24 protein-coding genes are annotated in these 25,680 nt (G+C 63.6%); 12 read left to right on the plus strand and 12 right to left on the minus strand.

Going from position 1 to position 25,680, the window contains the following annotated elements; translation table 11 throughout:
* Positions 1-102: 102 nt before the first annotated feature.
* Entirely contained in the window at positions 103-744 is a 642-nt protein-coding gene (pyrE, locus tag IAE40_RS24570; protein ID WP_125931046.1) for an orotate phosphoribosyltransferase, read from the minus strand.
* An 80-nt stretch (positions 745-824) separates the two neighbouring features.
* On the opposite strand from pyrE, the gene IAE40_RS24575 reads away from it, so the two are divergent.
* Positions 825-1,604 (plus strand): exodeoxyribonuclease III, encoded by a 780-nt coding sequence (locus tag IAE40_RS24575; protein ID WP_054893329.1) that lies wholly within the window; start codon positions 825-827, stop codon positions 1,602-1,604.
* Between the two features lie 38 nt (positions 1,605-1,642).
* On the opposite strand, the gene IAE40_RS24580 is transcribed toward IAE40_RS24575, so the two are convergent.
* Entirely contained in the window at positions 1,643-2,044 is a 402-nt protein-coding gene (locus IAE40_RS24580) for a GFA family protein (protein ID WP_153772897.1), read from the minus strand.
* 268 nt (positions 2,045-2,312) lie between these two features.
* Between IAE40_RS24580 and IAE40_RS24585 the strand changes: the two genes are divergently transcribed.
* The 9 genes from IAE40_RS24585 (at position 2,313) to IAE40_RS24625 (ending at position 12,511) form a co-directional block, all read left to right on the plus strand.
* A complete protein-coding gene (locus tag IAE40_RS24585; protein ID WP_054893331.1) occupies positions 2,313-3,620 on the plus strand; it encodes a CitMHS family transporter in 1,308 nt (435 codons plus the stop codon).
* Positions 3,621-3,693: 73 nt separating this feature from the next.
* A complete protein-coding gene (locus IAE40_RS24590; protein ID WP_054893332.1) occupies positions 3,694-4,464 on the plus strand; it encodes a TerC family protein in 771 nt (256 codons plus the stop codon).
* 244 nt (positions 4,465-4,708) lie between these two features.
* On the plus strand, positions 4,709-6,367 hold the full coding sequence (locus tag IAE40_RS24595; RefSeq protein ID WP_054893333.1) for a Na/Pi cotransporter family protein: 1,659 nt from the start codon (positions 4,709-4,711) through the stop codon (positions 6,365-6,367).
* 37 nt (positions 6,368-6,404) lie between these two features.
* Complete coding sequence (locus IAE40_RS24600) at positions 6,405-7,811, plus strand: M16 family metallopeptidase (RefSeq protein ID WP_200604016.1); 1,407 nt, start codon at positions 6,405-6,407, stop codon at positions 7,809-7,811.
* Positions 7,812-7,899: 88 nt separating this feature from the next.
* On the plus strand, positions 7,900-8,922 hold the full coding sequence (locus tag IAE40_RS24605; protein WP_065864710.1) for a DUF5924 family protein: 1,023 nt from the start codon (positions 7,900-7,902) through the stop codon (positions 8,920-8,922).
* A 112-nt stretch (positions 8,923-9,034) separates the two neighbouring features.
* Entirely contained in the window at positions 9,035-10,156 is a 1,122-nt protein-coding gene (locus IAE40_RS24610) for an ABC transporter permease (protein ID WP_200604017.1), read from the plus strand.
* Positions 10,153-10,947 (plus strand): ABC transporter ATP-binding protein, encoded by a 795-nt coding sequence (locus IAE40_RS24615; protein ID WP_200604018.1) that lies wholly within the window; start codon positions 10,153-10,155, stop codon positions 10,945-10,947. Before IAE40_RS24610 ends, IAE40_RS24615 begins: the two co-directional genes overlap by 4 nt.
* A gap of 2 nt (positions 10,948-10,949) precedes the next feature.
* Complete coding sequence (locus IAE40_RS24620; protein WP_065864707.1) at positions 10,950-11,888, plus strand: MlaD family protein; 939 nt, start codon at positions 10,950-10,952, stop codon at positions 11,886-11,888.
* The gene (locus IAE40_RS24625; protein WP_200604019.1) at positions 11,885-12,511 is read left to right on the plus strand and encodes an ABC-type transport auxiliary lipoprotein family protein; all 627 of its coding nucleotides are present in this window, start codon (positions 11,885-11,887) and stop codon (positions 12,509-12,511) included. Before IAE40_RS24620 ends, IAE40_RS24625 begins: the two co-directional genes overlap by 4 nt.
* Here the strand turns inward: IAE40_RS24625 and IAE40_RS24630 are convergent.
* From IAE40_RS24630 to IAE40_RS24655, 6 genes are all read right to left on the minus strand, one after another.
* Positions 12,493-13,722, minus strand: a complete 1,230-nt coding sequence (locus IAE40_RS24630) for a nucleoside recognition domain-containing protein (RefSeq protein WP_054893339.1) — start codon at positions 13,720-13,722, stop codon at positions 12,493-12,495. The genes IAE40_RS24625 and IAE40_RS24630 overlap by 19 nt on opposite strands.
* A gap of 145 nt (positions 13,723-13,867) precedes the next feature.
* Positions 13,868-15,205 carry a glutamate/aspartate:proton symporter GltP gene (gltP, locus tag IAE40_RS24635; protein ID WP_054893340.1) on the minus strand — a complete coding sequence of 446 codons (1,338 nt, stop codon included), beginning with the start codon at positions 15,203-15,205 and terminating at the stop codon, positions 13,868-13,870.
* A gap of 738 nt (positions 15,206-15,943) precedes the next feature.
* Positions 15,944-16,414: an inhibitor of vertebrate lysozyme family protein gene (locus IAE40_RS24640; RefSeq protein WP_063542020.1), complete on the minus strand. Its 471-nt coding sequence runs from the start codon at positions 16,412-16,414 to the stop codon at positions 15,944-15,946.
* A complete protein-coding gene (locus IAE40_RS24645) occupies positions 16,411-16,578 on the minus strand; it encodes a DUF1328 domain-containing protein (RefSeq protein ID WP_028695791.1) in 168 nt (55 codons plus the stop codon). Before IAE40_RS24645 ends, IAE40_RS24640 begins: the two co-directional genes overlap by 4 nt.
* Positions 16,579-16,618: 40 nt before the next feature.
* On the minus strand, positions 16,619-16,903 hold the full coding sequence (locus tag IAE40_RS24650; RefSeq protein WP_063542018.1) for a hypothetical protein: 285 nt from the start codon (positions 16,901-16,903) through the stop codon (positions 16,619-16,621).
* A gap of 176 nt (positions 16,904-17,079) precedes the next feature.
* Positions 17,080-17,901: a BON domain-containing protein gene (locus IAE40_RS24655; RefSeq protein WP_054893343.1), complete on the minus strand. Its 822-nt coding sequence runs from the start codon at positions 17,899-17,901 to the stop codon at positions 17,080-17,082.
* Positions 17,902-18,111: 210 nt separating this feature from the next.
* On the opposite strand from IAE40_RS24655, the gene algB reads away from it, so the two are divergent.
* Both algB and IAE40_RS24665 read left to right on the plus strand, forming a co-directional pair.
* Entirely contained in the window at positions 18,112-19,458 is a 1,347-nt protein-coding gene (gene algB, locus IAE40_RS24660; protein ID WP_054893344.1) for a sigma-54-dependent response regulator transcription factor AlgB, read from the plus strand.
* A gap of 8 nt (positions 19,459-19,466) precedes the next feature.
* Positions 19,467-21,233: a KinB sensor domain-containing domain gene (locus tag IAE40_RS24665; RefSeq protein ID WP_197893391.1), complete on the plus strand. Its 1,767-nt coding sequence runs from the start codon at positions 19,467-19,469 to the stop codon at positions 21,231-21,233.
* A 9-nt stretch (positions 21,234-21,242) separates the two neighbouring features.
* On the opposite strand, the gene IAE40_RS24670 is transcribed toward IAE40_RS24665, so the two are convergent.
* The 4 genes from IAE40_RS24670 to IAE40_RS24685 all read right to left on the minus strand — a co-directional run.
* Complete coding sequence (locus tag IAE40_RS24670) at positions 21,243-22,862, minus strand: EAL domain-containing protein (protein ID WP_200604020.1); 1,620 nt, start codon at positions 22,860-22,862, stop codon at positions 21,243-21,245.
* 75 nt (positions 22,863-22,937) lie between these two features.
* Positions 22,938-23,714, minus strand: a complete 777-nt coding sequence (locus IAE40_RS24675; RefSeq protein ID WP_197893389.1) for an N-acetylmuramoyl-L-alanine amidase — start codon at positions 23,712-23,714, stop codon at positions 22,938-22,940.
* 83 nt (positions 23,715-23,797) lie between these two features.
* The gene (locus IAE40_RS24680; protein ID WP_197893388.1) at positions 23,798-24,193 is read right to left on the minus strand and encodes a hypothetical protein; all 396 of its coding nucleotides are present in this window, start codon (positions 24,191-24,193) and stop codon (positions 23,798-23,800) included.
* Between the two features lie 89 nt (positions 24,194-24,282).
* Positions 24,283-25,680: diguanylate cyclase (locus IAE40_RS24685; RefSeq protein ID WP_234465241.1), on the minus strand; the 1,398-nt coding region annotated here is incomplete at its 5' end.

Raw genomic sequence — 25,680 nt, forward strand, 5'->3', positions numbered from 1 at the left:
AGCCCGCTCCCACTGGGGGCGGGCTTGCCCGCGAAAAACCCACCGCCGATCCAATGAAAAAGGCGACCCACATGGGTCGCCTTTTTCATTACCGATCCGAGATCAGATCCCGTACTGAGCCCGATAGGCTTCGACCGCCGGCAAGTGCTGCTTGAGCTGAGGGTCGTCAGCCAGGAACTCGAGCACCTGGGTCAGCGAAACGATACTGACCACCGGAATGCCGAAATCACGCTCCACTTCCTGGATCGCCGAGAGCTCGCCATTGCCGCGCTCTTCGCGGTTCAATGCGATCAGCACGCCTGCGGCGTTGGCCTGCTGGCCCTTGATGATCTGCATGACTTCACGGATGGCGGTACCGGCAGTGATCACGTCGTCGATGATTAGCACGTCACCGGCCAGCGGGGCGCCGACCAGGCTGCCGCCCTCGCCGTGGTCCTTGGCTTCCTTGCGGTTGAAGCACCATGGCACGTCGAGCTGATGCTGCTCGGCCAGGGACACCGCCGTGGCCGCTGCCAGCGGGATGCCCTTGTACGCGGGGCCGAACAGCACGTCGAAGGGGATCTTGCTGTCGACGATCGCGGCTGCATAGCAGCGCCCCAGCTGGGCCAGGGCCGATCCGCTGTTGAACAGCCCGGCGTTGAAGAAGTACGGGCTGGTACGCCCCGATTTCAGGGTGAATTCACCGAAGCGCAGAACGCCGCGATCGATGGCAAAACGAATGAAGTCGCGCTGATACGGCTGCATGAAAAGTCCCGGACACCACGGATTTAGCTAAATGAGTTGAGCTCGGGTATCATACACGCACGAGATTTTTGGGGCCATTTATGCGGATCATCAGTGTGAACGTGAATGGCATTCAGGCTGCGGCCGAGCGTGGACTGCTCAGCTGGCTGCAAGCCCAGAATGCCGACGTCATCTGCCTTCAGGATACCCGCGCCTCGGCCTTTGAACTCGACGACCCAGCTTTCCAGCTCGATGGCTATTTCCTTTATGCCTGCGAAGCGGAGGTGCCTGCCCAAGGTGGCGTGGCGCTCTACTCGCGGATGCAGCCCAAGGCAGTCATCACCGGCCTGGGCTTCGAGACGGCCGACCGTTACGGGCGCTACCTGCAAGCAGATTTCGACAAGGTAAGCATCGCCAGCCTGCTGCTGCCTTCGGGAATGAACGGCGACGAAGACTTGAACCAGAAATTCAAGTTGATGGACGACTTCGCCAAGTACCTGGACAAGCAGCGTCGCAAGCGTCGCGAATACATCTATTGCGGCTCGTTCTACGTGGCGCAGCAGAAGCTCGACATCAAGAACTGGCGCGACAGCCAGCAGTCGCCGGGCTTCCTGCCGCCCGAACGGGCCTGGATGGACGCGATCATCGGCGAGATGGGCTATGTCGACGCCCTGCGCGAAGTCAGCCGCGAAGGCGACCAGTACAGCTGGTGGCCGGACAACGAACAGGCCGAGATGCTCAACCTGGGCTATCGCTTCGACTATCAGATCCTCACCCAAGGTCTGCGCCGCTTCGTGCGCAGTGCTCGCCTGCCGCGCCAGCCACGCTTCTCGCAGCACGCGCCGCTGATCGTCGACTACGACTGGACGCTGACCATCTGAAGACCTGCGGGGGCCTTTGATCAGGCCCCCGCATTTCGTTACGGACTCTCCTCCACCTCGCCAGGCAGCTCCTCATCGAGGTGCAGCCAGGGTAGCCGGCTGCCCGTCCAGATATGCCGACTGGCCCTCACCTGTTCTGGCCGGTCCAGCGTCCCCACCGTCACATCGATGCTCAGCGGGCTATGCGTCGTCTCCAGCGCCACATGCGCGCCGCAGTCGCCGCAGAAGAACCGGGTACAACTGGCCGGCGCCACATAGCGCTTCGGCTCGCCCGCCATCCACTGGAAACCCTTGCGCGGCAGGGTAAGCCAGGTCACCACCAGCCCGCCGCTGGCCCGTCGACAGATCGAGCAGTGGCAGTGGGCGACATCCGTCAGATCACCCTCCAGCCGGTAGCGCAAGGCACCGCAATGGCACCCGCCTTCCTGTACGTCATTCATGAAACGACCTCCTGTCGCCTTCATCGAGGCGAAAGCTGGCTGAAAGCTTACCCACCTAGGATAGCGCCACCACCGGCGACAGACCGGCCAGCCAGGGTGTCGGCATTACGTACGAACCCGGCCCAATCAACAACAACAATGGTGATACCGATGTTTTCCTGTGCCCGCCTTCCTGCAGTACCCCTCCCGCTATTCCATGCACAGCGCCTGACGCGCTGATCCGCCCGAATCGTCCGTCCTTTCGCCGCGCCACGCCTGGAGTACCGCCATGCTGACCTTCCTTGGCTTTGCCATGGTCATCACCTTCATGTACCTGATCATGACCAAGCGCCTGTCGGCCTTGATCGCCCTGATCCTGGTACCGATCATTTTCGCCCTGTTCGGCGGCTTCTCCGCCAAGATCGGCCCCATGATGCTCGAAGGCATCAGCAAGCTCGCGCCCACCGGCGTGATGCTGATGTTCGCCATCCTCTACTTCGCCCTGATGATCGACTCCGGCCTGTTCGACCCGGCCGTGCGCAAGATCCTCAAGCTGGTCAAGGGCGACCCGCTGAAAGTCTCGGTCGGCACTGCCGTGCTGGCGTTGGTGGTCTCGCTCGACGGTGACGGCGCCACCACCTACATGATCTGCTGCGCCGCCATGCTGCCGCTGTACAGCCGCCTGGGCATGAGCCCGCGAATCATGGCCGGTTTGATCATCCTCGCCGGTGGCGTGATGAACATGACCCCCTGGGGTGGTCCGACCGCTCGCGCCGCCAGCGCGCTGCATGTAGACCCGTCGGACATCTTTGTGCCGATGATCCCGGCCATGGCCTTCGGTGTGCTGGCGATCCTCGCCATCGCCTACATGTACGGCAAGCGCGAGCGTGCCCGCCTGGGTGAGCTGCACCTGCCGACCGACGACATCGATCACAGCGAAATCAGCGTGTCGCAGTTCCCCGAAGCGCGCCGCCCCAAGCTGATCTGGTTCAACGGCGCCCTGACCGCTGCCCTGATGGTCGCGCTGATCTCCGGCGTGCTGCCGCTGCCGGTGCTGTTCATGATCGCCTTCAGTATCGCCATGATCGTCAACTACCCCTGCCTGCAGCAGCAGAAGGACCGCATCGCAGCCCACGCCGGTAGCGTGCTGGCCGTGACCGGGCTGATCTTCGCCGCCGGTATCTTCACCGGCATTCTGTCCGGCACCGGCATGGTCGAGGCCATGTCCAAGAGCTTGCTGGCGGTGATCCCGGATGCGCTCGGCCCGTACCTGGCGGCCATCACCGCGATCGTCAGCATGCCGTTCACCTTCTTCATGTCCAATGACGCCTTCTACTACGGCGTGCTGCCGGTACTGGCCGAAGCCGCCAGCCACTACGGCATCACCCCGGTGGAAATGGCCCGTGCGTCGATCGTCGGACAACCGGTACACCTGCTTAGCCCGCTGGTACCCTCCACCTACCTGCTGGTAGCCCTGGCGGGGATCGAATTCGGCGATCACCAGCGCTTCACCCTCAAGTGGGCAGTTCTGGTGTGCCTGTGCATAATGCTCGCCGCCTTGCTCATGGGAGTTTTCCCACTGATCAGTAGTCTGTAAGACAAGAGCACCACCCCACCGCGACGCGCCCGCTCTCCCGGGCGCGTCGCCTTCATCGTTCGAAGGAATACACATGGAATGGCTGACCAGCCCGGAAATCTGGGTTGCCTTTTTCACCCTGACCGCACTCGAGATCGTGCTCGGGATCGACAACATCATCATGATCTCGATCCTGGTCAGCCGCATGCCCAAGCACATGCAGCCGCGCACGCGGATCTTCGGCCTGGCGCTGGCGATGGTCACCCGGATCATGCTGCTGCTCTCGATCACTTGGGTAATGCGCCTGACCGACGACCTGTTCGTGGTCTTTGGCGAGGGCATTTCGGGGCGCGACCTGATCCTGTTCTTCGGCGGCCTGTTCCTGCTGTGGAAAAGCTCCCAGGAGATCTACCACGGCCTCGAGGGTGAAGAGGAAAGCAGCGACGAACCCAAAGGCGCTGGCGGCAAGTTCTTCTACACCATCATCCAGATCGCCATCATCGACATCGTGTTCTCGCTGGACTCGGTGATCACCGCGGTGGGCATGGTCTCGCACGTTCCGGTGATGATCGCCGCGATCATCGTCGCCGTGCTGGTGATGATGCTTTGCGCCGGCACCATCAGCGATTTCATCGACAAGCACCCGTCGCTGAAGATGCTCGCGCTGTCGTTCCTGATCGTGGTCGGCACCGTGCTGATCGCCGAGTCCTTCGACGTGCACGTGCCGAAGGGCTATGTGTACTTCGCCATGGCGTTCTCGCTGGCGGTGGAAGCGATCAACATCCGCATGCGTACTGCAATGGCGCGCAAGGAAGGCAAGGAGCATGATCCGGTGAAACTGCGCAAGGACATTCCGGGTCAGTAAGTACCGGACGTCACTGAAAAGGCCCTCCGGGGCCTTTTTCGTTTGTCTGTACTGGCATTGAAACACCCAACATGCTTGTGACAGAAATGTTTCAAATAAATGCACGCCATGCCAAGCTGGCGACAACCGCGCAAAACAACTAAAGCTTCAGTGAGCACTGAATACAACGCCCACCCCCGGGCCAGGCTCACGGCTTCACCCATTGGCCCCGCACTGGGGCGTCGGTAAAAAGGGGGCCTCGACCATGCTGACCCTGCTCAACCTGCTTTCCGCCGTGGCGCTGCTCGTCTGGGGCACGCATATCGTGCGCACCGGTATTCTTCGGGTTTACGGCTCGAACCTGCGCCGCGTGCTCAGCCAGAACATGGACCGTCGCGCGCTGGCCTTCATTGCTGGCATCGTCGTCACCGCCGTGGTGCAGAGCAGCAACGCCACCGCCATGCTGGTCACTTCCTTCGTCGGCCAAGGCCTGATGGCCATGACCCCAGCCCTGGCGATCATGCTCGGTGCCGACGTGGGCACTGCGCTGATGGCGCGGGTGCTGACCTTCGACCTGTCGTGGCTGTCGCCTTTGCTGGTGTTCGTCGGGGTGATCTTCTTCCTGTCGCGCAAGCAGACGCGCCTCGGCCAGATGGGCCGGGTGGCCATTGGCCTGGGCCTGATCATCCTGGCACTTGAACTGATCGTGCAGGCTGCTGCGCCGATCACCCATGCACAGGGTGTGAAAGTGCTGTTCGCCTCGCTGACCGGCGATATCCTGCTCGACGCCCTGGTCGGCGCCCTGTTCGCCATGATCACCTACTCCAGCCTCGCTGCCGTGCTGCTCACCGCGACCCTGGCCGGTGCCGAGGTGATCAGCCTGCCGGTGGCCATCGGCCTGGTGGTCGGCGCCAACATCGGCAGTGGAATGCTGGCCTTCATCAGCGCCCGCATGCAGAACGCTGCTGGGCGTCGCGTGGCCCTGGGCAGCCTGCTGTACAAGCTGATCGGCCTGCTGCTGATCATTCCGGTGCTGCACCCGCTGGTGGACTGGATGGACTCGCTGAGTTTCAGCCCGCAAGAGCTGGTGATCGGCTTCCATTTGCTCTACAACACCCTGCGTTGCCTGGTCATGCTGCCCACGGTCAAACCTATGGGGCGCCTGTGCACCACCCTGCTACCCGAACGCGAAGTCGCCAACGGCCAGGTCAAGCCCCGGCACCTCGACGCCTCGGCGCTGGAAACCCCCAGCCTGGCATTGGCCAACGCAGCCCGCGAGACCCTGCGCCTGGGCGACATCGTCGACAGCCTGCTCGAGGCCATGCTCGGCGCCCTGCGCGGCAGCCAGACCGCACTGCCACAACAGACCCGCGCCCTGGGCGAGGACGCCGAGGCCCTGTACAGCGCCATCAAGCTGTACCTGGCGCAGATGTCACGCGAGGACCTGAGCGAGCAGGACAACCGGCGCTGGGCCGAGATCATCGAACTGTCGATCAACCTCAAGCTGGCCAGCGACCTGATCGAGCGCATGCTGCGCAAGGTGCAGCAGCAGAAGACCTCACAGCGCCGGGAGTTCTCCCAGGTCGGCCTGGAAGAATTGACGGGCCTTCAGGAGCAACTGCTGGCCAACCTGCGCCTGGGCCTGTCGGTGTTCCTCAGCGCCGACCCTGAGAGCGCACGCCTGCTGTTGCGCGAGAAACGCCGCTTCCGCGCCCAGGAACGGCGCCTGGCCCACGCCCATGTCAGCCGCCTGCAACGCAAGGTGGTGCAGAGTATCGAGACCAGTTCGCTACACTTGGAGCTGATTGCCGACATGAAGCGGTTGAACTCTTTGTTCTGCAGCAGTGCCTATGTGGTACTGGGCGGCGCAGACACCGGCGGGCTTCTGCTCGACAGCGTGCCGGACGACGCCCGCCTGTCCTGACCCCCGCACACCTGGAGACCGGCCCGGAAGCCCGCCCATGCGTTGCCTGACCTTCGTTTGCCTGATCCTCTGCAGCCTGCCCTCGTTCGCCCTCGACCGCTCGCGGGTCGAAGGCTATCTGTTGCCCAACGGCCTGCAGGTGATTCTCAAGTCGGGGTACGAACGCGACCATGTGTCGATCCGCCTGGTAGTCGGCGTGGGCCTCGACGACTTCGAGTGCAACCAGCGCGAATTGCCGCACCTGCTCGAACACCTGCTGTTCAGCGGCATCGACGAGACCGGCGAAGGCGGCCTGGAAGAGCGCCTGCAGGCGCTGGGCGGGGAGTGGAACGCTTTCACCAGCGCCGCCGATACCACCTTCGTCATAGAAGCGCCGGCGCGCAACCAGCGCAAGGTGCTCGACCTGCTGCTGGCGGCGGTGCGGGACACGAAGATCGATGCCAAGGCCCTGGCCACCGCCAAGAAAATCATCGAGCGCGAGGACGGCGGCCATTACGGCCACCTGCAGCGCTGGCTGGACCGCCAGGACATCGGCCACCCGGCCAGCGACCAGCTTGCCGTGGAACTGGGGCTCAAATGCCCGGAGCGCTCGGATATCGACGGCATGACCCTCAAACAGGTGCAGGCCATGCGCGAGCATTGGTACGCCGCCAACAACATGAGCCTGATCGTCGTCGGTGGCCTCGACCGCCTGCTGCCGGCCTATCTGGAGCGTACCTACGGCGAGCTGCCAGCCACCGAGCCAGGCGAGCGGCGCAACCTCGACAGCATCAGCCAGCAGGCCGAGCAACGCCGCGACCTGACCCGTGGCTGGCTGGGCGACACCGCCAGGCTGCACTGGCTGTTCATCGAGCCGGTACTCGACAGCAATCACGACCAGACCCTCGAACTGCTCTCGCGCTACCTCGACTGGGCTGCTTACGATCAACTGCGGTTGCGCCACGGCCTGGCCTACGGCCCCTCCGTGCGGCGTGAAAGTTTCGGCGACAGTGGCATGCTCAGCTTCAACGCCGATCTCGAGCGCCAGGACATCGACGAAGCGGTTAAGGTGCTGCAGGACTTGTTCGAGCACCTGCGCAAGCACGGCCTGGATGCAGACACCTTTGCCCGCCTCAAGGAGGCCGCGATTGCCCGCGAAAGCTGGACCACCCAGGGCAACAGCGCACTGGCTGACTACTACTGGGGCGCGCTGAACGACTACGAGGACGGCCGTTTCACAGACCCGATCGGCAAACTGCGCAAGGTCAGCCTGAAGGAGGCCAACGAGGCGCTGCGGTTGTTGCTCAAGGAACCTGGCTACCTGCGCATCGAGAAGCCACTGCTGGGCTATGACGAGCTGTACGGTTTGGTGGCGCTGGGGTTGGGGCTGATACTCGCCATCGGGCTGATCCGCAAAAGGCGCCAGCCGGCGGATCGCCCCAGCGGCGCTACACGGGACAGCTGATTCGGCGGTATCCTGTTTCGGCCTCTTCGCCATTGCGACTTGCCCGCGAAGAGGCCAGAACAGTCACCCCTTATCGCTGCCCATCCCCATGCCTCCCATACCCCACATCGTCCAACGCATCATCGAACTGCTCAAACGCTACCCCGGGGTCATCGCCCTTGGCGGCTTCCTGTCCGGCATTGGCAGTTTCATCCTGGTCGACCGCCAGGCCGGCCTCGCCAGTTGGATCGCCGTGCTGATGCTGATCAGCTGGGTCTGGCTGATGCTCGAGAACACCCTGACGGGACTGTTCGCACGCACGTTCAAGCGCGAAATCCCGCAGCCACTTTTGCGTTACGCCACACAGATGATCCACCAGGAAAGTCTGTTCTTCGTCCTGCCGTTCTTCTTCATCACCACCACCTGGAACAGCGGCCAGCTGGTGTTCACCGGCTTGCTCGGCGCAGCCGGGCTGATCTCCATCGTCGATCCGCTGTACTACAAATGGCTCGCACCGCGGCGCTGGCTGTTCATGGCGCTGCACACCCTGACCCTGTTCGCCGCGCTGCTCACGGCGCTGCCGATCATCCTGCACCTGACCACCGCACAGAGCTTCAAGCTGGCGCTGATCGCGGCCATGGCGCTGTCATTCCCGAGCCTGGCCAGCAGTTTCCCGATCAACAACTGGCGCCGCGCCGTGGCGCTGGTACTGGTGACCCTGACCGTGGGCGGCGGCGGGTGGCTGCTGCGCTCATGGGTGCCACCGGCGACCCTGTGGATGACCGAAGTGGCGGTGACCACCGAGCTGCAGGACCGCCAGCCCGGCGAGTCGCTGGACGAGATCGCCGCCAGCCGCATTCGCAGCGCAGGGCTGTACGCCTATACCGCAATCAACGCCCCGCGCGGGCTGAACGAGCGGATCTATCACGTGTGGCAGCAGGACGGTAAAGAGGTCGACCGCATCGCCCTGGACATCCACGGTGGGCGCAAGGAAGGCTACCGGGCCTGGACCCACAAGCAGAACTTCCCGCCCAACCCCGTGGGCAAGTGGCAGGTGCGGGTGCTGACCGAGGATGGCCAGGTGATCGGCGTACTGCGCTTCAAGGTGGTCGAGGATGTACCGGCGGGGTGAAGCTTCATCATCGCGTCGCCTCCATCGCCGTTGCGACTTGCCCCGCGATTGAAGCCACCGCCGCTGCAACAGGCTATGATCTGACCCACCGCCGTCGTGCAGAGTCAGAAGCATGGAGCCCAGCGCCACCCTCGACACCCGCCAGCACCCCGCGCGCCTGCTGATCGCCGGCGACTGGACCCTGGCCCACTACACCAACCTCAAGCGCGACAGCGAGCGCCTGCGCGACCAGTACGGTGCCGACACGATCGCCGACCTCAGCCAGCTTGGGCGCCTGGACACCGCCGGTGCCTCGCTGCTGGCCGAGTTGCTGGGCGCAGAGCGCCTGTCGCACTGCACCGACGAGCTCCCCGAGGCCAGCCGTGCCTTGCTCAGGACGGTGTATGGCTCGGTGCAGGACTACTGCATCCCGATCAAGGAAGCCGAACAACCGGTCCTGCTGCAATTGCTCGCACGCATCGGCTGCGCCGTCGACACACTCTGGCAGGACACCCGGCAACTACTCGGTTTCGTCGGCCTGATCCTCGCCACCCTCGCCACCCGGCTCCTGCAACCACACAAGTGGCGGGTCACCCCGGTGGTCGCGCACATCGAGCAGACAGGCCTGGACGCCGCGCCCATCGTCGCCTTGCTGACCTTCCTGGTCGGCGCCGTAGTGGCCTTTCTCGGGGCCACGGTGCTGGCCGACTTCGGTGCGACGGTCTTTACCGTCGACCTGGTGGCCTTCTCCTTCCTGCGCGAATTCGCCGTGCTGCTCACCGCGATCCTGATGGCCGGGCGCACGGCCAGCGCCTTCACCGCGCAGCTCGGCTCGATGAAGGCCAACGAGGAGATCGACGCCATCCGCACCCTGGGCCTGAACCCCATCGAACTGCTGGTGGTGCCGCGGGTTCTGGCGCTGCTGATCGCCTTGCCGCTGCTGACCTTCGTCGCCATGGTCTGCGGCATCGTCGGCGGCGCGGTGGTCTGTGCGCTGTCGCTGGACATCCCGCCGGCCATGTTCCTCTCGCTGCTGCAGAGCGACATCGGCGTGCAGCACTTCCTGGTCGGCCTGCTCAAGGCGCCGTTCTTCGCCTTCCTGATCGCCGCCATCGGCTGCCTGGAAGGTTTCAAGGTCAGTGGCAGCGCCGAGTCGGTCGGGGCCCACACTACCTCGGCAGTGGTGCAGTCGATCTTCGTGGTCATCGTGCTGGATGCGGTAGCTGCGCTGTTCTTCATGGAGATGGGCTGGTGAGTGGCACACGTGAAGCGGTGATCGAAGCCCGTGGCCTGTGCAACCGTTTCGGTAGTCAGAGCGTGCACGAGCAGCTCGACCTGGACCTGTACCGCGGCGAGATCCTCGCCGTGGTCGGCGGTTCGGGCAGCGGCAAGTCGGTGCTGCTGCGCAGCATCGTCGGCCTGCGTCGGCCCAACGAGGGCAGGGTGAAGGTGTTCGGCCAGGACCTGGCCACGCTGAACGACGACCAGCGCTCGCAGGTGGAACGGCGCTTCGGTGTGCTGTTCCAGAAGGGCGCGTTGTTCTCGTCACTGACCGTCACCGAGAACGTCGCGCTGCCGTTGATCGAGCATGCCGGGCTGTCACGCGCCGACGCCGAACACCTGGCCGGGGTCAAGCTGGCGCTGGCGGGGCTGCCGATCAGCGCCGCCGACAAGTATCCGGCCTCGCTGTCCGGCGGCATGATCAAGCGCGCTGCCCTGGCCCGCGCTCTGGCACTGGACCCGGACATCCTGTTCCTCGACGAACCCACCGCAGGCCTGGACCCGATCGGCGCAGCGGCATTCGACCAACTGATCCTGACCCTGCGCGACGCCCTCGGGCTTTCGGTGTTCCTCATCACCCACGACCTGGACACCCTCTACACCATCACCGACCGGGTGGCGGTGCTGTCGCAGAAGAGGGTACTGGTCGCAGGCCCGCTGGCCGAGGTCGAACGCACCGACGATCCCTGGATTCACGAATACTTTCACGGCCCGCGCGGACGTGCAGCCGAACAGGCAGCCGCAAGCGCGGGACAGGAGTACTGACGATGGAAACCCGAGCTCATCACGTCCTCATCGGACTGGTCACCGTGCTGGTCGTGGCCGGCGCCATGCTGTTCGGCCTGTGGCTGACCAAGTCCAGCGTCGACGATGCCTTCAAAGATTATGAAGTGGTGTTCAACGAGGCCGTTTCGGGCCTGTCCCGGGGTAGCGCGGTGCAGTACAACGGCATCAAGGTCGGCGATGTCAGCACCTTGCGCCTCGACCCACAGGACCCGCGCCGGGTGCTGGCGCGCATCCGCCTGAGCGCCGACACACCGGTGAAGGAAGACACCCAGGCCAAGCTCACGCTCGCCGGGGTGACCGGCAACTCGTTCATCCAGCTCAGCGGCGGCACGCCGCAGAGCCCATCGCTCAAGGGCAAGGACGGACAGCTGCCGGTGATCGTCGCCTCGCCGTCGCCGATCTCACGCCTGCTCAACGACAGCAGCGACCTGGTGACCAACATCAACCTGCTGCTGCACAACGCCAACCAGATGTTCTCGGAAAACAACATCGAACGCCTGAGCAACACCCTGGCCAACCTCGAACAGACTACCGGTGCCTTCGCCAGTCAGAAGGGCGGCATCGCCCAGGCCATCGAGCAACTCGGCCAGGTCGGCAAACAGGCCAGCGCCACCCTGGCCGAGACACAGGCGCTGATGCGCAACGCCAATGGCCTGCTCGGCAGCGAGGGCAAGCAAGCCTTCGGCAGCGCGGAGCAGGCCATGCAGTCGCTGGCTCAGAGCACCGCGACCATCAATGACCTGCTCAAGAACAACCGCGAGGCGCTCGACGACGGCGCCCAAGGCCTCAATCAGCTGGCCCCGGCAATCCGCGAGCTGCGCGAAACCCTCAATGCCCTGAAGGGCATCTCCCGGCGCCTGGAGGCCGACCCCAGCGGCTACCTGCTGGGCCGCGACCCAACCAAGGAGTTCCAGCCATGAGGCCGTCCCTTCGCCTGCTCGCCGCAGGCAGCCTGCTGAGCCTGGCCAGCGCCTGCTCGATCCTGCCACAGGCCGAGCCCACCGACATTTATCGCCTGCCGGTGAACCAGCAGAGCCGCCCGGCGATACCCGTGGATTGGTCGCTGCGCCTGAACAAGCCGCTGGCCAGCGAAGTCCTGGCCGGGCCGCGTATCGCCGTGATTGCGCAAGGCGACGTGATCAGCAGCTACAAGGGCGCGCGCTGGAGCGATCCGGTGCCACTGCTGGTGCGCAATCGCCTGCTCGATGCCTTCCAGCGGGACGGCCGGGTGCAGCGCCTGAGCGCCGATGACAGCAATCTGCAGGCCGACTACGAGCTGGCGGGTGAGCTGCAAGCGTTCCAGAGCGAATACCGCGAAAACGGGGTGCAGGTACTGATCCGCTACGACGCGCGGCTGGTGCAAGGGCGCAGCCAGCGCATCCTTGCCAGCCAACGCTTCGAGGTGCTCCAGCCACTGGCCGACAAGCAGGTGCCGGCAGTGGTCAGCGGCTTTGGCGCTGCCAGCGACCAGCTCGCGCGCCAGGTGGTGGACTGGACAGTCGCCCAGGCCTCACGGATGCAGGCTCAGGCGAAGAACCAGTAGCAGACGAAGATCGCCGCGATCACCCCGGACAGCTCGGCCAGCAGCGCGCAGCCCACTGCGTGACGCACGCGCTGGATGCCCACGGCGCCGAAGTACACCGCCAGCACGTAGAAGGTGGTTTCGGTACTGCCCTGAATGGTCGCGGCCACGAGCGCCGGAAAGCTGTCGACACCGTGGGTCTGCATGGTCTCGATCAGCATCGCCCGCGCCGCGCTGCCGGAGAACGGCTTGACCAGTGCCGTGGGCAGGCCTTCCACGAAGCGGCTGTCCACGCCCATCCACTCGACCGCATGGCGGATGCCGCCCAGCGCCAGCTCCAGCGCCCCGGAGGCACGCAGTACACCCACTGCGACCAGCATCGCGACCAGATAGGGCAACAGGCTCTTGGCGACGTCGAAGCCTTCTTTGGCGCCTTCGACGAAGGCCTCGTAGACCTTCACCTTGCGCAACGCACCGATCACCAGAAACAGCATGATCACACCGAACAGCGTCAGGTTGCCGAGGATCGACGACAGGCTCGCCAAGGCAGCCGCCGACAACGTGCCGAGAAACGCCATGAAGCCACCGAGCAGCAGGGCGCCGGGGATGAAATAGGCCAGCACCACCGGGTCCCACAGGCGCAGGCGCTGCATCACGGCAACCGACAGCAGGCCGACCAGGGTCGAGACGCTGGTCGCCAGCAGGATGGGCAGGAACACCAGCGTCGGGTCGGGAGCGCCTTGCTGGGCGCGGTACATGAAGATGGTGACCGGGAGCAGGGTCAGCGACGAGGCGTTGAGCACCAGGAACAGGATCTGCGCGTTGCTCGCCGTGGTGCTGCTGGGGTTGAGCTCCTGCAACGCACGCATGGCCTTCAGGCCGATGGGCGTGGCGGCGTTGTCCAGGCCCAGGCCGTTGGCAGCGAAGTTCATGGTGATCAGGCCCAGGGCAGGGTGGCCAGGCGGCACCTCCGGCATCAGACGCGCGAACAGCGGGCCGAGGACCTTGGCCAGCCACTCGACGATACCGGCCTTTTCGGCAATCTTGAGAAAGCCCAGCCACAGGGTGAGGGTGCCGAACAGCAGGACCATGACCTCGACCGACAGCTTGGCCATGGCGAAGATGCTCTCGACCATCGCGGCGAAGATTCCCGCGTTGCCACCGACCAGCCACTGGGCCAGGGCGGAGATGGCCGCTACCACGAAAAAGCCGAGCCAGAGGCCGTTGAGCATCTGCAATCCCCCTGAAAAATGCCCGAATGATAGCGCATAAGGCGCCCTGAATCCGATCCCTGCAAGAGCGGCCGACAGGGGTGGTGTCGGACGCCACAATGCAAAAAGCCCCGACGGGTCGGGGCTCTTGCTTGCAACCAGAGGCTTACTGGTTGACGGTCTTGCCCGCCACCACAGCTTCTTTCTTCTTGCCGTTGGCCTGGAACAGCGAGTTGTAGTACGCCTCGCCCTTGGCGCTGTCGTACATGCCTTGCCACTTGGCGATCACCACGGCGGCCAGGGCGTTGCCCACCACGTTCAGTGCGGTACGGGCCATGTCCATGATGCGGTCGACACCGGCGATGAAGGCCAGGCCTTCCAGCGGAATGCCCACGCTGCCCAGGGTCGCCAGCAGCACCACGAAGGAGACGCCCGGCACACCGGCAATACCCTTGGAGGTGACCATCAGGGTCAGCACCAGCAGCAGCTGTTGGCTGATCGACAGGTCGATGCCGTACAGCTGGGCGATGAAGATCGCCGCGATGCTCTGGTACAGGGTCGAACCGTCGAGGTTGAACGAGTAGCCGGTCGGTACCACGAAGGAGCAGATCGACTTCGGCGCACCGTACTTCTCCATCTTCTCGATCACGCGCGGCAGCACGGTCTCGGAGCTGGAGGTGGAGTAGGCGAGGATCAGCTCGTCCTTCATGATGCGCATGATCTTGATGATCGAGAAGCCGAACACGCGTGCCACCAGGCCCAGCACCATGAAGGCGAAGAAGGCGATGGCGAAGTACACCAGCAGCACCAGCTTGGCCAGCGGCAGCAGCGAGGCGAAGCCGAAGTTGGCGACGGTCGCGGCGATCAGGGCGAATACGCCGATCGGGGCGTAGTTCATGATCATGTGGGTGACCTTGAACATGGTCTCCGACACACCCTGGAAGGTACGCACCAGCGGCTCGCGCAGGTCGGCATTGAGGCTCGAGAGGCCCATGCCGAACATGACCGAGAAGAAGATGATCGGCAGCATCTCGCCACGCATCAGCGCTGCGAAGATATTCGATGGGATCAGGTTGAGCAGGGTCTCGATGAACGCATGCTCATGCTGTACCTCGGCCGCCGTGGCCTGGTACTTGGAGATGTCGACGGTGCCCAGGGTGCTCATGTCGATGCCGGCACCTGGGTGGAACACATTGGCCAGTACCAGACCGACGACGATGGCGATGGTGGTCACCACTTCGAAGTAGAGAATGGTCTTCAGGCCGATGCTGCCCAGTTTCTTCGCGTCGCCAACCCCGGCGATGCCCACGATCAGCGACGAAATCACGATCGGGACGACGATCATCTTGATCAGGCGAATGAAGATGTCGCCGGCGGGCTGGAGGACGTTGCTGATCCACCATGCCTTTTCTGCACTGAAATGATTCAGTAGCGCGCCGACTGCAACGCCCAGGACGAGACCGATCACGATCTGCCAGGCGAGGCTCAGTTTTGCCTTCTTCATGTCGTTACCTTTGTTGTAGTGGTCATGGCCAGCAGATCGGAAAAGCGCGTCCCAGAGCCTTTGGCAACGTCACGGGCAGCGATTGGCTTCCGTCTGGCGACCCTGTTCTCAGGTCAACGCCAGCGAGCGAACGAGCGCTCGGGCCAGCTAAAAAGGCGGCAACTATTGCGACGTGGACAGGGCCAGTCTAATGCCGGAAACGACTACCCCATGCCGAATCGGCATAGGAAAAGACCGCAAATCGGCCAATTCAGCGGCCAAAAAATCCAGGCGTTCGGTTTTCCGAACAAGACCAAACCGCCATTTTTAGGCAGAAACGACAGGATCAGTTGGAGGGTGGTGGGGGGTTGTTCGACAATCCGAATGGAAGAAAACACACCCTGCGCACAGCGCAATCGAGGGGAAAAAAATTCGATATACGGTTACGACAAAATGTGTCTTGAGAGAAAAATCGTACAAGTACGTTCTGGAAGGGAAATTTCTGTAAGGACGCTTCGGAAGCCAGGTCGAGTGTTAGTGCCTTTTCCGACACCACTGACCTGGATCTTCCGATGCTGTCTCTCCTGACCCGGCCCTCGTCGGAGGTACTCCCTGTACCCCTAGGCCACTCCGATCCTGACGCGATCAGAACAGCCCGGCCCCCTGGTCATGTGCTGCCTCTCCTCGAGGCGGCGCATCATGGACGACGCAACGGTAAATACGTTCAACGTCCATCCGATTACGGTGCGCGACCCTAGGTCAGTACCAGTTCGGATCGCGCTTGAGCTGCTCCTGCAGCAGCTTCTTCATGCCGTCATCCGGCTCGCCCAGCCAGCGATAATCCGCATGGCGGGTCGGCGACTTGTCTGAGGGCAGACCTTCGGGAACCTCCACGAGCATCCCGTAGGCTTCATCCTTGTCCCAGCTGAACGCAACGATCAGGCGCTTGTACGTGCAGTTGTCGTCCGACTCGCAGAGAGGGCCGACCAGATACTTGTCGCCGTCCTCGGTCACCGCAGACATCTGCTGCGCAGAGCTGCCGCTGAGGTTGATCACCCACTCGGGCAGGCGTTCTTCATTCTTTATGGTCTTCTGCCAGGTCTGGCGGTATTCCGGGTCCGACCCCAGCAACTGGTTAGCCCGCACCTGACCGTCATTGGCTGCCATCGCCGCCGAGCCACCGCCCACGAGCAGGGCGGTGACCAGGGCATTAAAGAGCATCCTGCTCATGGGCGTCCTCTACCGCGTCCGAAGAAGAAGGAAGCGACGAACAGGACCAGGAAGACAATGAACAGGATCTTCGCGATACCAGTTGCGGCGCCGGCGATACCACCGAAGCCCAGCACTGCGGCGACAATGGCGATGATCAGGAATGTGATAGCCCAGCTCAGCATGGTGTTTCTCCTTTCTTTTCGGGATCGGGTCGGTGTGGCACTAGAACACCCAGCGTTCCTGAGGAACGATGTTTTCCAGGGTGGCCGGCGAAGCATTGGCCGAAGGCAGCGGCTGTGCCGCCTTGACCAGGGTGGTGGCGTGATTCGTCTTCAATTGCGTCAACAACGCAGTCTGAGCAGCTACCTGGTCGGCCAGGCGAGCGGTCTGCCAGCTGTGATAGAACAGGCCGCCGGCGAGGGTCAGTACCAGTGCCATCGCCAGGTACAGAAACTGATGCACGGGCAGCGCTGCGTCCTGCGAACGGTTGACTGATTGGCGATTCATGCCGGCTCCTCCTGCTGTATTTGTTATCCAAACCTTGAGGGAGTTATTGCAGCCTGCATGCCAGCTTTTTCATCTCGAAAAAATCTTTATAAATCAGATAGTTATGTACAAATGGGAAATGCAGCAAGGACGTATCCTGCACGATGCCTTGTTGCAGGCCGTGCGTTTTGCACGATTCAACCTTCCACTTTGCTCGCCACCTTCAGCAGGTCGGCATCCACGCCCCGTACTCCGAGGATCTGCCCCGCAATCTGCACGGCGATGGTCTTCTGCTCCTGGCTGACCACCTCGCCAGACAGCCGCACCAGGCCTTCCTGGCTCGCGACCTTGATGTTCGGCCCGTCGAGATTACGGCTGTAGCGCAAGCTGCTTTGCACCTTGTCGATGATCCAGGCATCGCTGGGCTGCGGCCCTGTCGGAACAGTCGGCGGATTTTCACGGGCCTGGGCCATGGCTGCGGAATCCAGGCTGATCAGGTTGTTGACCAGGTACACGCCCTCGCTGGTACGGGCGATGACCCCGGCCAGCTCCTTGGCCTCGACGTTGTCGACGCGACCGCGCATGGTCACCACGCCCTCGCGGCTCTCGACCTCGATTGGCGCCTTTTCCGTCACCCGGCTCCAGAGCAGGCGCGCGCGGATGATCGCGGTCAAGGTGGCGTCCTCAAGGCGTTGGGCGTAGGCACGCCGCTCAAGCGGCTGCTCCGCCAGCTCGGCATTGACCTGCAGGCGGTTATCCACACGCTCGATACCGCGGGTGGCCAAGGCGACACGCTCGGCCAGGTCGCGCTCGACAGGATTTTCCACCTCACCGCTGAGGCGGGCCTGCTGCCCCTCCACCTGCACCTCTATGCGGAACGGATTGAGTACCTTGTTGAGAGAAACCGCAGTCTGCACGGCCCCCTCCAGCCGTGCATCCTGCAACGGGTCGGCGACAACGGGACCGACTGCCAGCAGCAGGCCGGCAGCCAGGGCGCAATGACGTGGGAATAAAGGCATGACACTTCTCCTTTTCGTAACAAATCCAACCAACCTCGCAACCTGCATGCCAGCGTCACGAATGCTGGAAAATCTATTTATTTCAATCTGTTAGCCAATAAACAGAGCAACAGCTAGCATGCACAGGACGGAATCCTTCAGAATCGACCATGCAACTTGCCCGATTTTTCCGACACTAACTGAGATCAATCCCATAGGAGCGCAGGAAAAATGGAACCAGCCCAGGACAAGCAAGGCCGCATTCTGCTGGTGGACGACGAGTCCGCGATCCTGCGCACCTTCCGTTACTGCCTCGAAGACGAGGGCTACAGCGTCGCCACGGCCAACAGTGCCGTTCAGGCAGAGACCCTGTTGCAACGCCAGGTGTTCGATCTGTGCTTCCTCGACCTGCGCCTGGGAGAGGACAACGGCCTAGACGTGCTGGCCCAGATGCGCATCCAGGCGCCCTGGATGCGCGTGGTGATCGTCACTGCACACTCGGCGATCGATACCGCAGTGGATGCCATCCAGGCCGGCGCTGCCGACTATCTGGTCAAACCCTGCAGCCCCGACCAGTTGCGCCTGGCCACCGCCAAGCAACTGGAGGTGCGCCAACTGTCGGCGCGCCTGGAAGCGCTCGAAGGTGAAGTGCGCAAGCCCAAGGACGGTCTCGACTCCCACAGCCCGCAAATGATGGCGGTGCTGGAAACCGCGCGGCAGGTGGCGACCACCGATGCCAATATCCTCATCCTGGGCGAGTCCGGCACCGGCAAGGGCGAACTGGCACGCGCCATTCACGGCTGGAGCAAGCGCGCACGCAAGGCCTGCGTGACCATCAACTGCCCCTCGCTGAACGCCGAGCTGATGGAAAGCGAACTGTTTGGTCATACCCGCGGCGCCTTCACCGGCGCCAGCGAGAGCACGCTCGGGCGGGTCAGCCAGGCGGACGGCGGCACGCTGTTCCTCGACGAAATCGGTGATTTCCCACTGACCCTGCAGCCAAAACTGCTGCGTTTCATCCAGGACAAGGAATACGAAAGGGTCGGCGATCCGGTCACCCGTCGGGCCGACGTTCGCATCCTCGCCGCAACCAACCTCAACCTTGAGGAGATGGTGCGCGAGAGCCGCTTCCGTGAAGACCTGCTGTACCGCCTCAACGTCATCACCCTGCACCTGCCGCCACTGCGCGAGCGCAGCGAGGACATCCTCACGCTCGCCGATCGCTTCCTCGCCCGTTTCGTGAAGGAGTATTCGCGCCCGGCGCGGGGATTCAGCGACGAGGCCCGTGCGGCACTGCTCAACTACCGCTGGCCGGGCAACATCCGCGAACTGCGCAACGTGGTGGAGCGCGCCAGCATCATCTGCCCGCAGGAGCGCGTGGAAATCAGCCACCTGGGGATGGGCGAGCAGCCCACCGGCAACGCTCCGAAGGTTGGCGCAGCGTTGAGTCTCGATGAGCTGGAGCGCGCCCACATCGGTGCCGTCCTGGCAGCCAGCGATACCCTCGACCAGGCCGCCAAGACCCTCGGTATCGATGCCTCCACCCTGTACCGCAAGCGCAAGCAGTACAACCTGTGAAGTGGCCCATGAAGCTGCGTACGCGGCTGTTCCTGAGCATCTCGGCACTGGTGACGGTAGCGTTGCTGGGGTTGCTGCTGGGGCTGATCAGCGTGCTGCAGATGGCAGCGGTGCAGCAAAAGCTGGTGCGTGACACCACCCATACCCTGGAAGTCGGGCTCAAGCTGCGGCAGAACCTGGGCGAGCAGTTGAACCTGATACTCGATCCAGATACCGATCCGAAAAGCTTGGCAAGCCTGCAGGAAAACTTCCAGGCGCTATTGGTGGCAGGCCTCGAACAGGGCGGTGAACGCACCGGATTCAGCAAGGCCAGCAGCAACTACCAGACCTTCCTCCAGGCCTATCGCGACAGCACCTCACCGTCGCGCAGCATGGGCGTCGACGACCCTTTGGGCGCCGCGTTCAACCAGGTCCGCACCGACCTGATCGACTCGCACAAGCAGGCGCTGGAGCACATTTCCCGCAGCGAAGAGCATGCTCGCGACCATGCCCTGCTGGTCAGCGGTGCATTGGGCCTGATGGGTCTGGCGGTAGTGGTGCTGGGCTTCATCACCGCGCATAACATCGCGCGTCGCTTCGGCCAGCCGATCGAGGCCCTGGTCAAGGCAGCCGACCAGGTTGGCCAGGGCAACTTCGACGTCACTCTACCTGTGACCCAAGCCACCGAACTCAACCAATTGACCCGCCGTTTCGGCCTGATGGCCGACGCCCTTCGCAAGCACCAGGCCACCAATGTCGATGAACTGCTGGCCGGCCAGCAACGCTTGCAGGCCGTGCTCGACAGCATCGACGACGGCCTGCTGATCATCGATCGCCAAGGTCGCCTGGAACACCTCAACCCCGTGGCCCAACGGCAGTTGGGCTGGGATGCCTCGCGGCTCGGCAGCAGTCTGGCCGAAGCCCTGAGCCGCCCGGAGCTCGAGCAACAGATGCGCCAGGTGCTACGCGGCGGCAGCCTGGACCGGCCACCGGATGACCTGAGCATCGAGGTGGACGAAGAGACCCGTCTGCTGACCTTCAGCCTGACACCCGTCAGCCACCCGCAAGGGCCGATTCTCGGCGCGGTGATGGTGTTGCATGACGTGACCGAACAGCGTGCATTCGAGCGCGTACGCAGCGAGTTCGTCCTGCGTGCCTCCCATGAGCTGCGCACCCCGGTCACCGGCATGCATATGGCTTTCGGCCTGCTGCGCGAACGGATCTCGTTCCCGCCCGAAGCGCGGGAAAACGATCTGCTCGACACCATCGGCGAAGAAATGCAGCGTCTGACCCAACTGATCAACGACCTGCTCAATTTCTCTCGCTACCAGAGCGGTCTGCAGAAACTGGAACTGGCGCCCTGCACACTCGATGACCTGCTGGAACGGGCCCGGGCACGCTTCGCCGAGTCGGCGGCGCACAAGCAGATCGAACTGGTCAGCGAGCTGGAGCCTCCCTTGCCGCACATCCAGGTCGACCTTGCGCAGATCGACCGGGTGCTGGACAACCTGCTGCACAACGCCATCCGCCACACCGCCAGTGGCGGGCACATTCGCCTGCACGCACGGCGGCATGCCGAGCGGGTGATCATCAGCGTCGAGGACGACGGCGAAGGCATTGCCTATGGCCAGCAGGGGCGAATCTTCGAGCCGTTCGTGCAGGTGGGGCGCAAGAAGGGTGGCGCGGGGCTGGGTCTGGCCCTGTGCAAGGAAATCGTGCAACTGCATGGCGGGCGCATGGGCGTGTTCTCTCGGCCGGGGCAGGGGACGCAGTTCTACATGGCCCTGCCGGTCTGAGGCGCCTGTTCAAGGCTCATCATCGATTCGCCGCCCGCCCATCCGCCGTCCGCGCGTGATCAGCTCGGCGAACTGTCGGGCGTTGAGCGGATGGGCGAACAGCCAACCCTGCCCATAGTTGACCCCTTCGCTGTTGAGCAACACGGCCTGGTCCTCGCACTCGATCCCCTCGGCGATCACCCGCAGGTGCAGGTCATGGGCCATGCGGATGATATGCGGGGCGACGCCGCTGCTGGCGGCGTCGTGGCCCAGGGCGTCGATGAACGCCTTGTCGATCTTCAGGCAATCGACCGGCAGGGTCTGCAGGTAGGCCAGGCTGCAGTAGCCAGTGCCGAAATCATCGATCAGTACCTGATGCCCGACCGATCGCAGCGCCTGCAGGTTGTCGCGGGCCACCACCACATCGATCAGGCCGCGCTCGGTCACTTCGAATGCGATCTGCGTTGCGGACACCCGATGCTGGGCCAGCAGCCGCGCTGCGACCCGGCCGATACGCGGCACCATCACATCGCACGCTGCCAGGTTCACCGAGATGTACAAGTGCCGATTGGCCCGCAACAACTGGCCCAGTTGCTCCAGTACCCGCTGCAGGACGAAGTCGGTGATCGGGCGGATCTGCCCGGTGTTCTCGGCAAGCGGGATGAACAGCTCCGGGCTGGTCAGGCTGCCATTCGGTCGACGCCAGCGCACCAGTGCTTCGGCGCCGACACAACGGCGGCTGTCCAGTTCGAAGATCGGTTGGTAGAGCACCTGCAGCTCGCCACGGCGCAGCGCCTGCTGCAACTCCGAGCTCATCGAGCGCCGCTGCAGGATCAGTTGCAGCACCAGCCAGCCGATGCAGCAGGCGAGCAGCAGGCTACCGGGGAACAACAACCAGAGCATGCCGTTGAGCTTCAGCGGCAGGCTTGCACGGGGGGCGATGAGGACGAGTTGGTAGTCCGGTGACTTGGTCGGCATCCGGTAGACGAGGCGGTCGCTGAGCTCGATCAGCGCCTTGCGTGACGGTGGCGGCCAGTCCGGCGCGGGTGGCCAGGCCTGGGGAGGGCCCAGCACCGGGATCGCCCGGCTGCCGCGGTCGAGCACTACCAACAGGCTGCCACCGGGCGGGAGATCGACCACGTCGGTCAGGTGGCCGCGTGAGGTGGACACCAGGAAATGGCCACGTCCCAGCATCAACGCCGCGAGATTTTCGTTCGGCTCGGTGGTGGTGTTCAGCCAGTAACTGTAGGTCGGCCCCTGGATGTCGGGTGCGCGCATGGGCCGCATGACCTGCTCCCCACCGCGGCTGGAGCAGGCGATGTCTCCGTCGACATAGACCGCCTCGTAGACAAAGCGGTAGCTCAGGCCCACCTGACGCAGCGCAGACAACATCGCTGCATCACAGCCGCGCATCGGCAGCGTCTGCAGTTGGTCGACCCCCTCGCGCAACTGGCCGAACACTTGCTCGAGGCGCTCGAGAAAACGCTCGCCGCGGGCATTCATCTGCGCGCTTTCGCTCTGTTTCATCTGCTGCAGGGTGACACCGACACTGGCGGCCAGCAGCAGCGCAGCACTGGCCAACGCGACCAGAGAGGCCAACAGCCAGGGGCGGTAGAAAATTTGGCGCACAGAGGCGATCAGCGAAGACATGCGCGGCATCCAGTTGAATACCAAAGGTATAGCAACTGGATGAACAGTTGGCGCGGTGCGATAGGCGGTCCTGATTTACCGCATGCTGTTGAGCACCTGCAGTATTGCCGCGGTCTGCGCATCGGGCATGCCGTCGAAGCGCTGCGCGCGGAAATGCATCTGGAAAGCGGCGATCACATGGCGGGTCGAGACATCCAGCTCGCCAGTCTGCTCGATGGCATAGCCGAAGCGGGCCAGTTGTTGCTGGTACCAGAGCGGGCTCGGTGGATTGGCCTCGAAATACACCTGCTGGCGCGCCACGGAGGCAGCGTTCGGCCAGATCCCCAGGCCTGCGTCAGCCAGGCGCTTCCAGGGGAACAGCGGCCCCGGGTCGAGCTTGCGCAAAGGTGCGATGTCGCTATGGCCAATGATGTTGCGCGGCTGGATGTTGTAGCGCTGGACGATATCCTTGACCAAGGCGATCACTGCCTCGATCTGCGCTTCGCTGTAGGGGTGCCAGACACGTCCGCTGGGGGTATCGGTATAGCCGGGATTGACGATCTCGATACCGATCGAGCTCGAGTTGAGCCAGGTGCGGCCCTGCCACTGACTGTCGCCGGCATGCCAGGAGCGGCGGCTTTCATCCACCAGCTGGTATACCGTGGCATTGCCGTCGCCAACCAGGTAATGGCTGCTGACCTCGCCATGGGTCAGCAGCGCCAGCGAGCGCTCCAGCGACGCGTTGGTGTAGTGCAGGACGACGAACTGGATGCGACTGTCCTGGTTCGCCGAAGTATGGCTGCGGTCGACACGCAGACCGCTGGAGCAACCGGCGAGCAGGATGAGGAGAAGGGCAGTAGCGAACGTTTTCATCGGATAGAGGCACGTCATGTGTCGGTATAAGCGCTACAGTATAACGTGCTATCGCTGATTACCCATTCCCCAACGATGCCCGCTCAGCGGACGCACATCACCTGGAATGCCAATGAGTTGTTACCGCTCGGCCCAGTCAGGTCCACCAGCTGTGTCATGACATTCACATGCTCGGCGACAGGTTTTCCGATGACCTTGGCCTGACCATGCAGCTGTCGGTCGAAGCTGCTTGCATCGATCACCGACACTGAACAGAAACCAGGGTCCCGCTGAATGATGCGTGGATTGAGCACCAGCTTGTACTGCACGTAATAATTATCCAACGCCGTTTTCTCGATCTCCAAGATCCATTCGGACGACTGGCGCAATACCTTGCCGTCAGCGCCGACATCGGCAGTATGCATCACATCCTTGGCCATGGCGCCTGCCTGCAAGGTCAGGCCCGCCACCAGCGCTACGCTCCATCTTGTCAATTCCATCGACTGCTCCTCATACGTCCGGATTTATGTGCACAGGCTAAGTGCCCGGCCAGTGTCGAACGCAACGGGAGGGGCGTAGCGGTACTTATCTATCCCTGCTCGACGCGATTGCGCCCCTGGTCCTTGGCGCGGTATAGCGCGTCGTCCGCACGCTTGAGCACCTGGTCGCCACGCTCGCCGGAGCGGAAGGCGCTGACGCCGATGGACGTGGTGATCACCACGCGCTCGCCCTTGAAGTGAAACGGGCAGGCCTCGATCGCCGCACGCAGCGCTTCGGCGACCTGCAGCGCTGCGGGAGGGGATGTCTGGGGCAGCAGCAGGACGAACTCCTCGCCACCAAAGCGGGCGATGAAGTCGCGCCCGCGCAAGCGCTTGCGCAACTGGTCGGCAACGATCTTCAGCACCTTGTCGCCGGCCAGGTGGCCATAGCCGTCGTTGATGCGTTTGAAATGATCGAGGTCGAGGATGGCCATGGCCAGGTGGCCGCCATTCTCCTGCCAGTCGGCAAGCTCGCGTTCGACCCGTTCGCTCCAGGCGGCGCGATTGGGCAGCCCGGTCAGCGGATCGACCAGTGCTTTCTGCCGCTGTTCTTCCAGGTGCTCACGGTAGCCAAGCGCCTCCTGCTCCATGCTCGCCACTCGCTCGGCCAGGCCTTGCAGGCGTCCGGCCAGTTCCTGCTCACGGCGATCGCGTTCGTGCTGGTGGTCATCCATGGTGACCAGCAGGCCCTCGAGCCGGTGGTCCAGCAGGTGCTTGAGGCTGTCGATGTCCACTGCGCCCTGGACGCTGGTTTGCAGGCCATCGACCTGTTCACGCAGCTGACTGTCCAATTCGCGAGCGGCAGTGCTGTTATCGGCGTGCCCCTCGCTGGCCTCCTGCAGGTGGCTCTGGAAGGTCTCCAGGCGTTCGTTGATCTGCTGCAGATAGGCTTCGAACTCATGCTGGCCGCTGTCGTTGATTGCCAGCATCAGCACCGCCAGGTCGTCCAGTACCGGGATCAGCTCGTACCAGTTCAGCCCGCGCGCCACCCGCTCGCGCATTTCCAGGGCCTGGGCCTTGTGGCGCTCCGGCAGGCTCAGGTCGTCGAGCAGGCCGATCAGGGTTTCCTCGATGTGCGCGGCGACCTGGCTGTAGGGCGGCTCGACGGCATCAGGCAGGGCGTAAGGGCCGTCTTCACCGGCCGGTTGTTCTTCCGGGGGCTCGGTGGCGGGGGCTTCGTCCGCTGGCGTGTTGTCGGCGGCGGTCTCCGGCTCGACAGGCTCGGACTCGGCGGGGGGAGCGACTGGCTCGGGTTCGACAATGCTCGCCGGCTCGCGGGCTTCGTCAACTGGCCCCTCCGTCTCGGCAGCACCAGCCAATTGCGCAACCGGCGCTGGAGCCTCGGGGGCAGGCTCGACAGAGCGGGGCGCCGCAGGCAGAGGCTCCAGTTCATCAGCATCGATCGTGCTGTGTGCCGCAGAGGCTGGGCTCGGGGCTGGGGCTGGGGC

It is taken from the genome of Pseudomonas sp. S44 (assembly GCF_016624805.1).
In the GTDB taxonomy this organism is placed as follows: domain Bacteria; phylum Pseudomonadota; class Gammaproteobacteria; order Pseudomonadales; family Pseudomonadaceae; genus Aquipseudomonas; species Aquipseudomonas machongensis.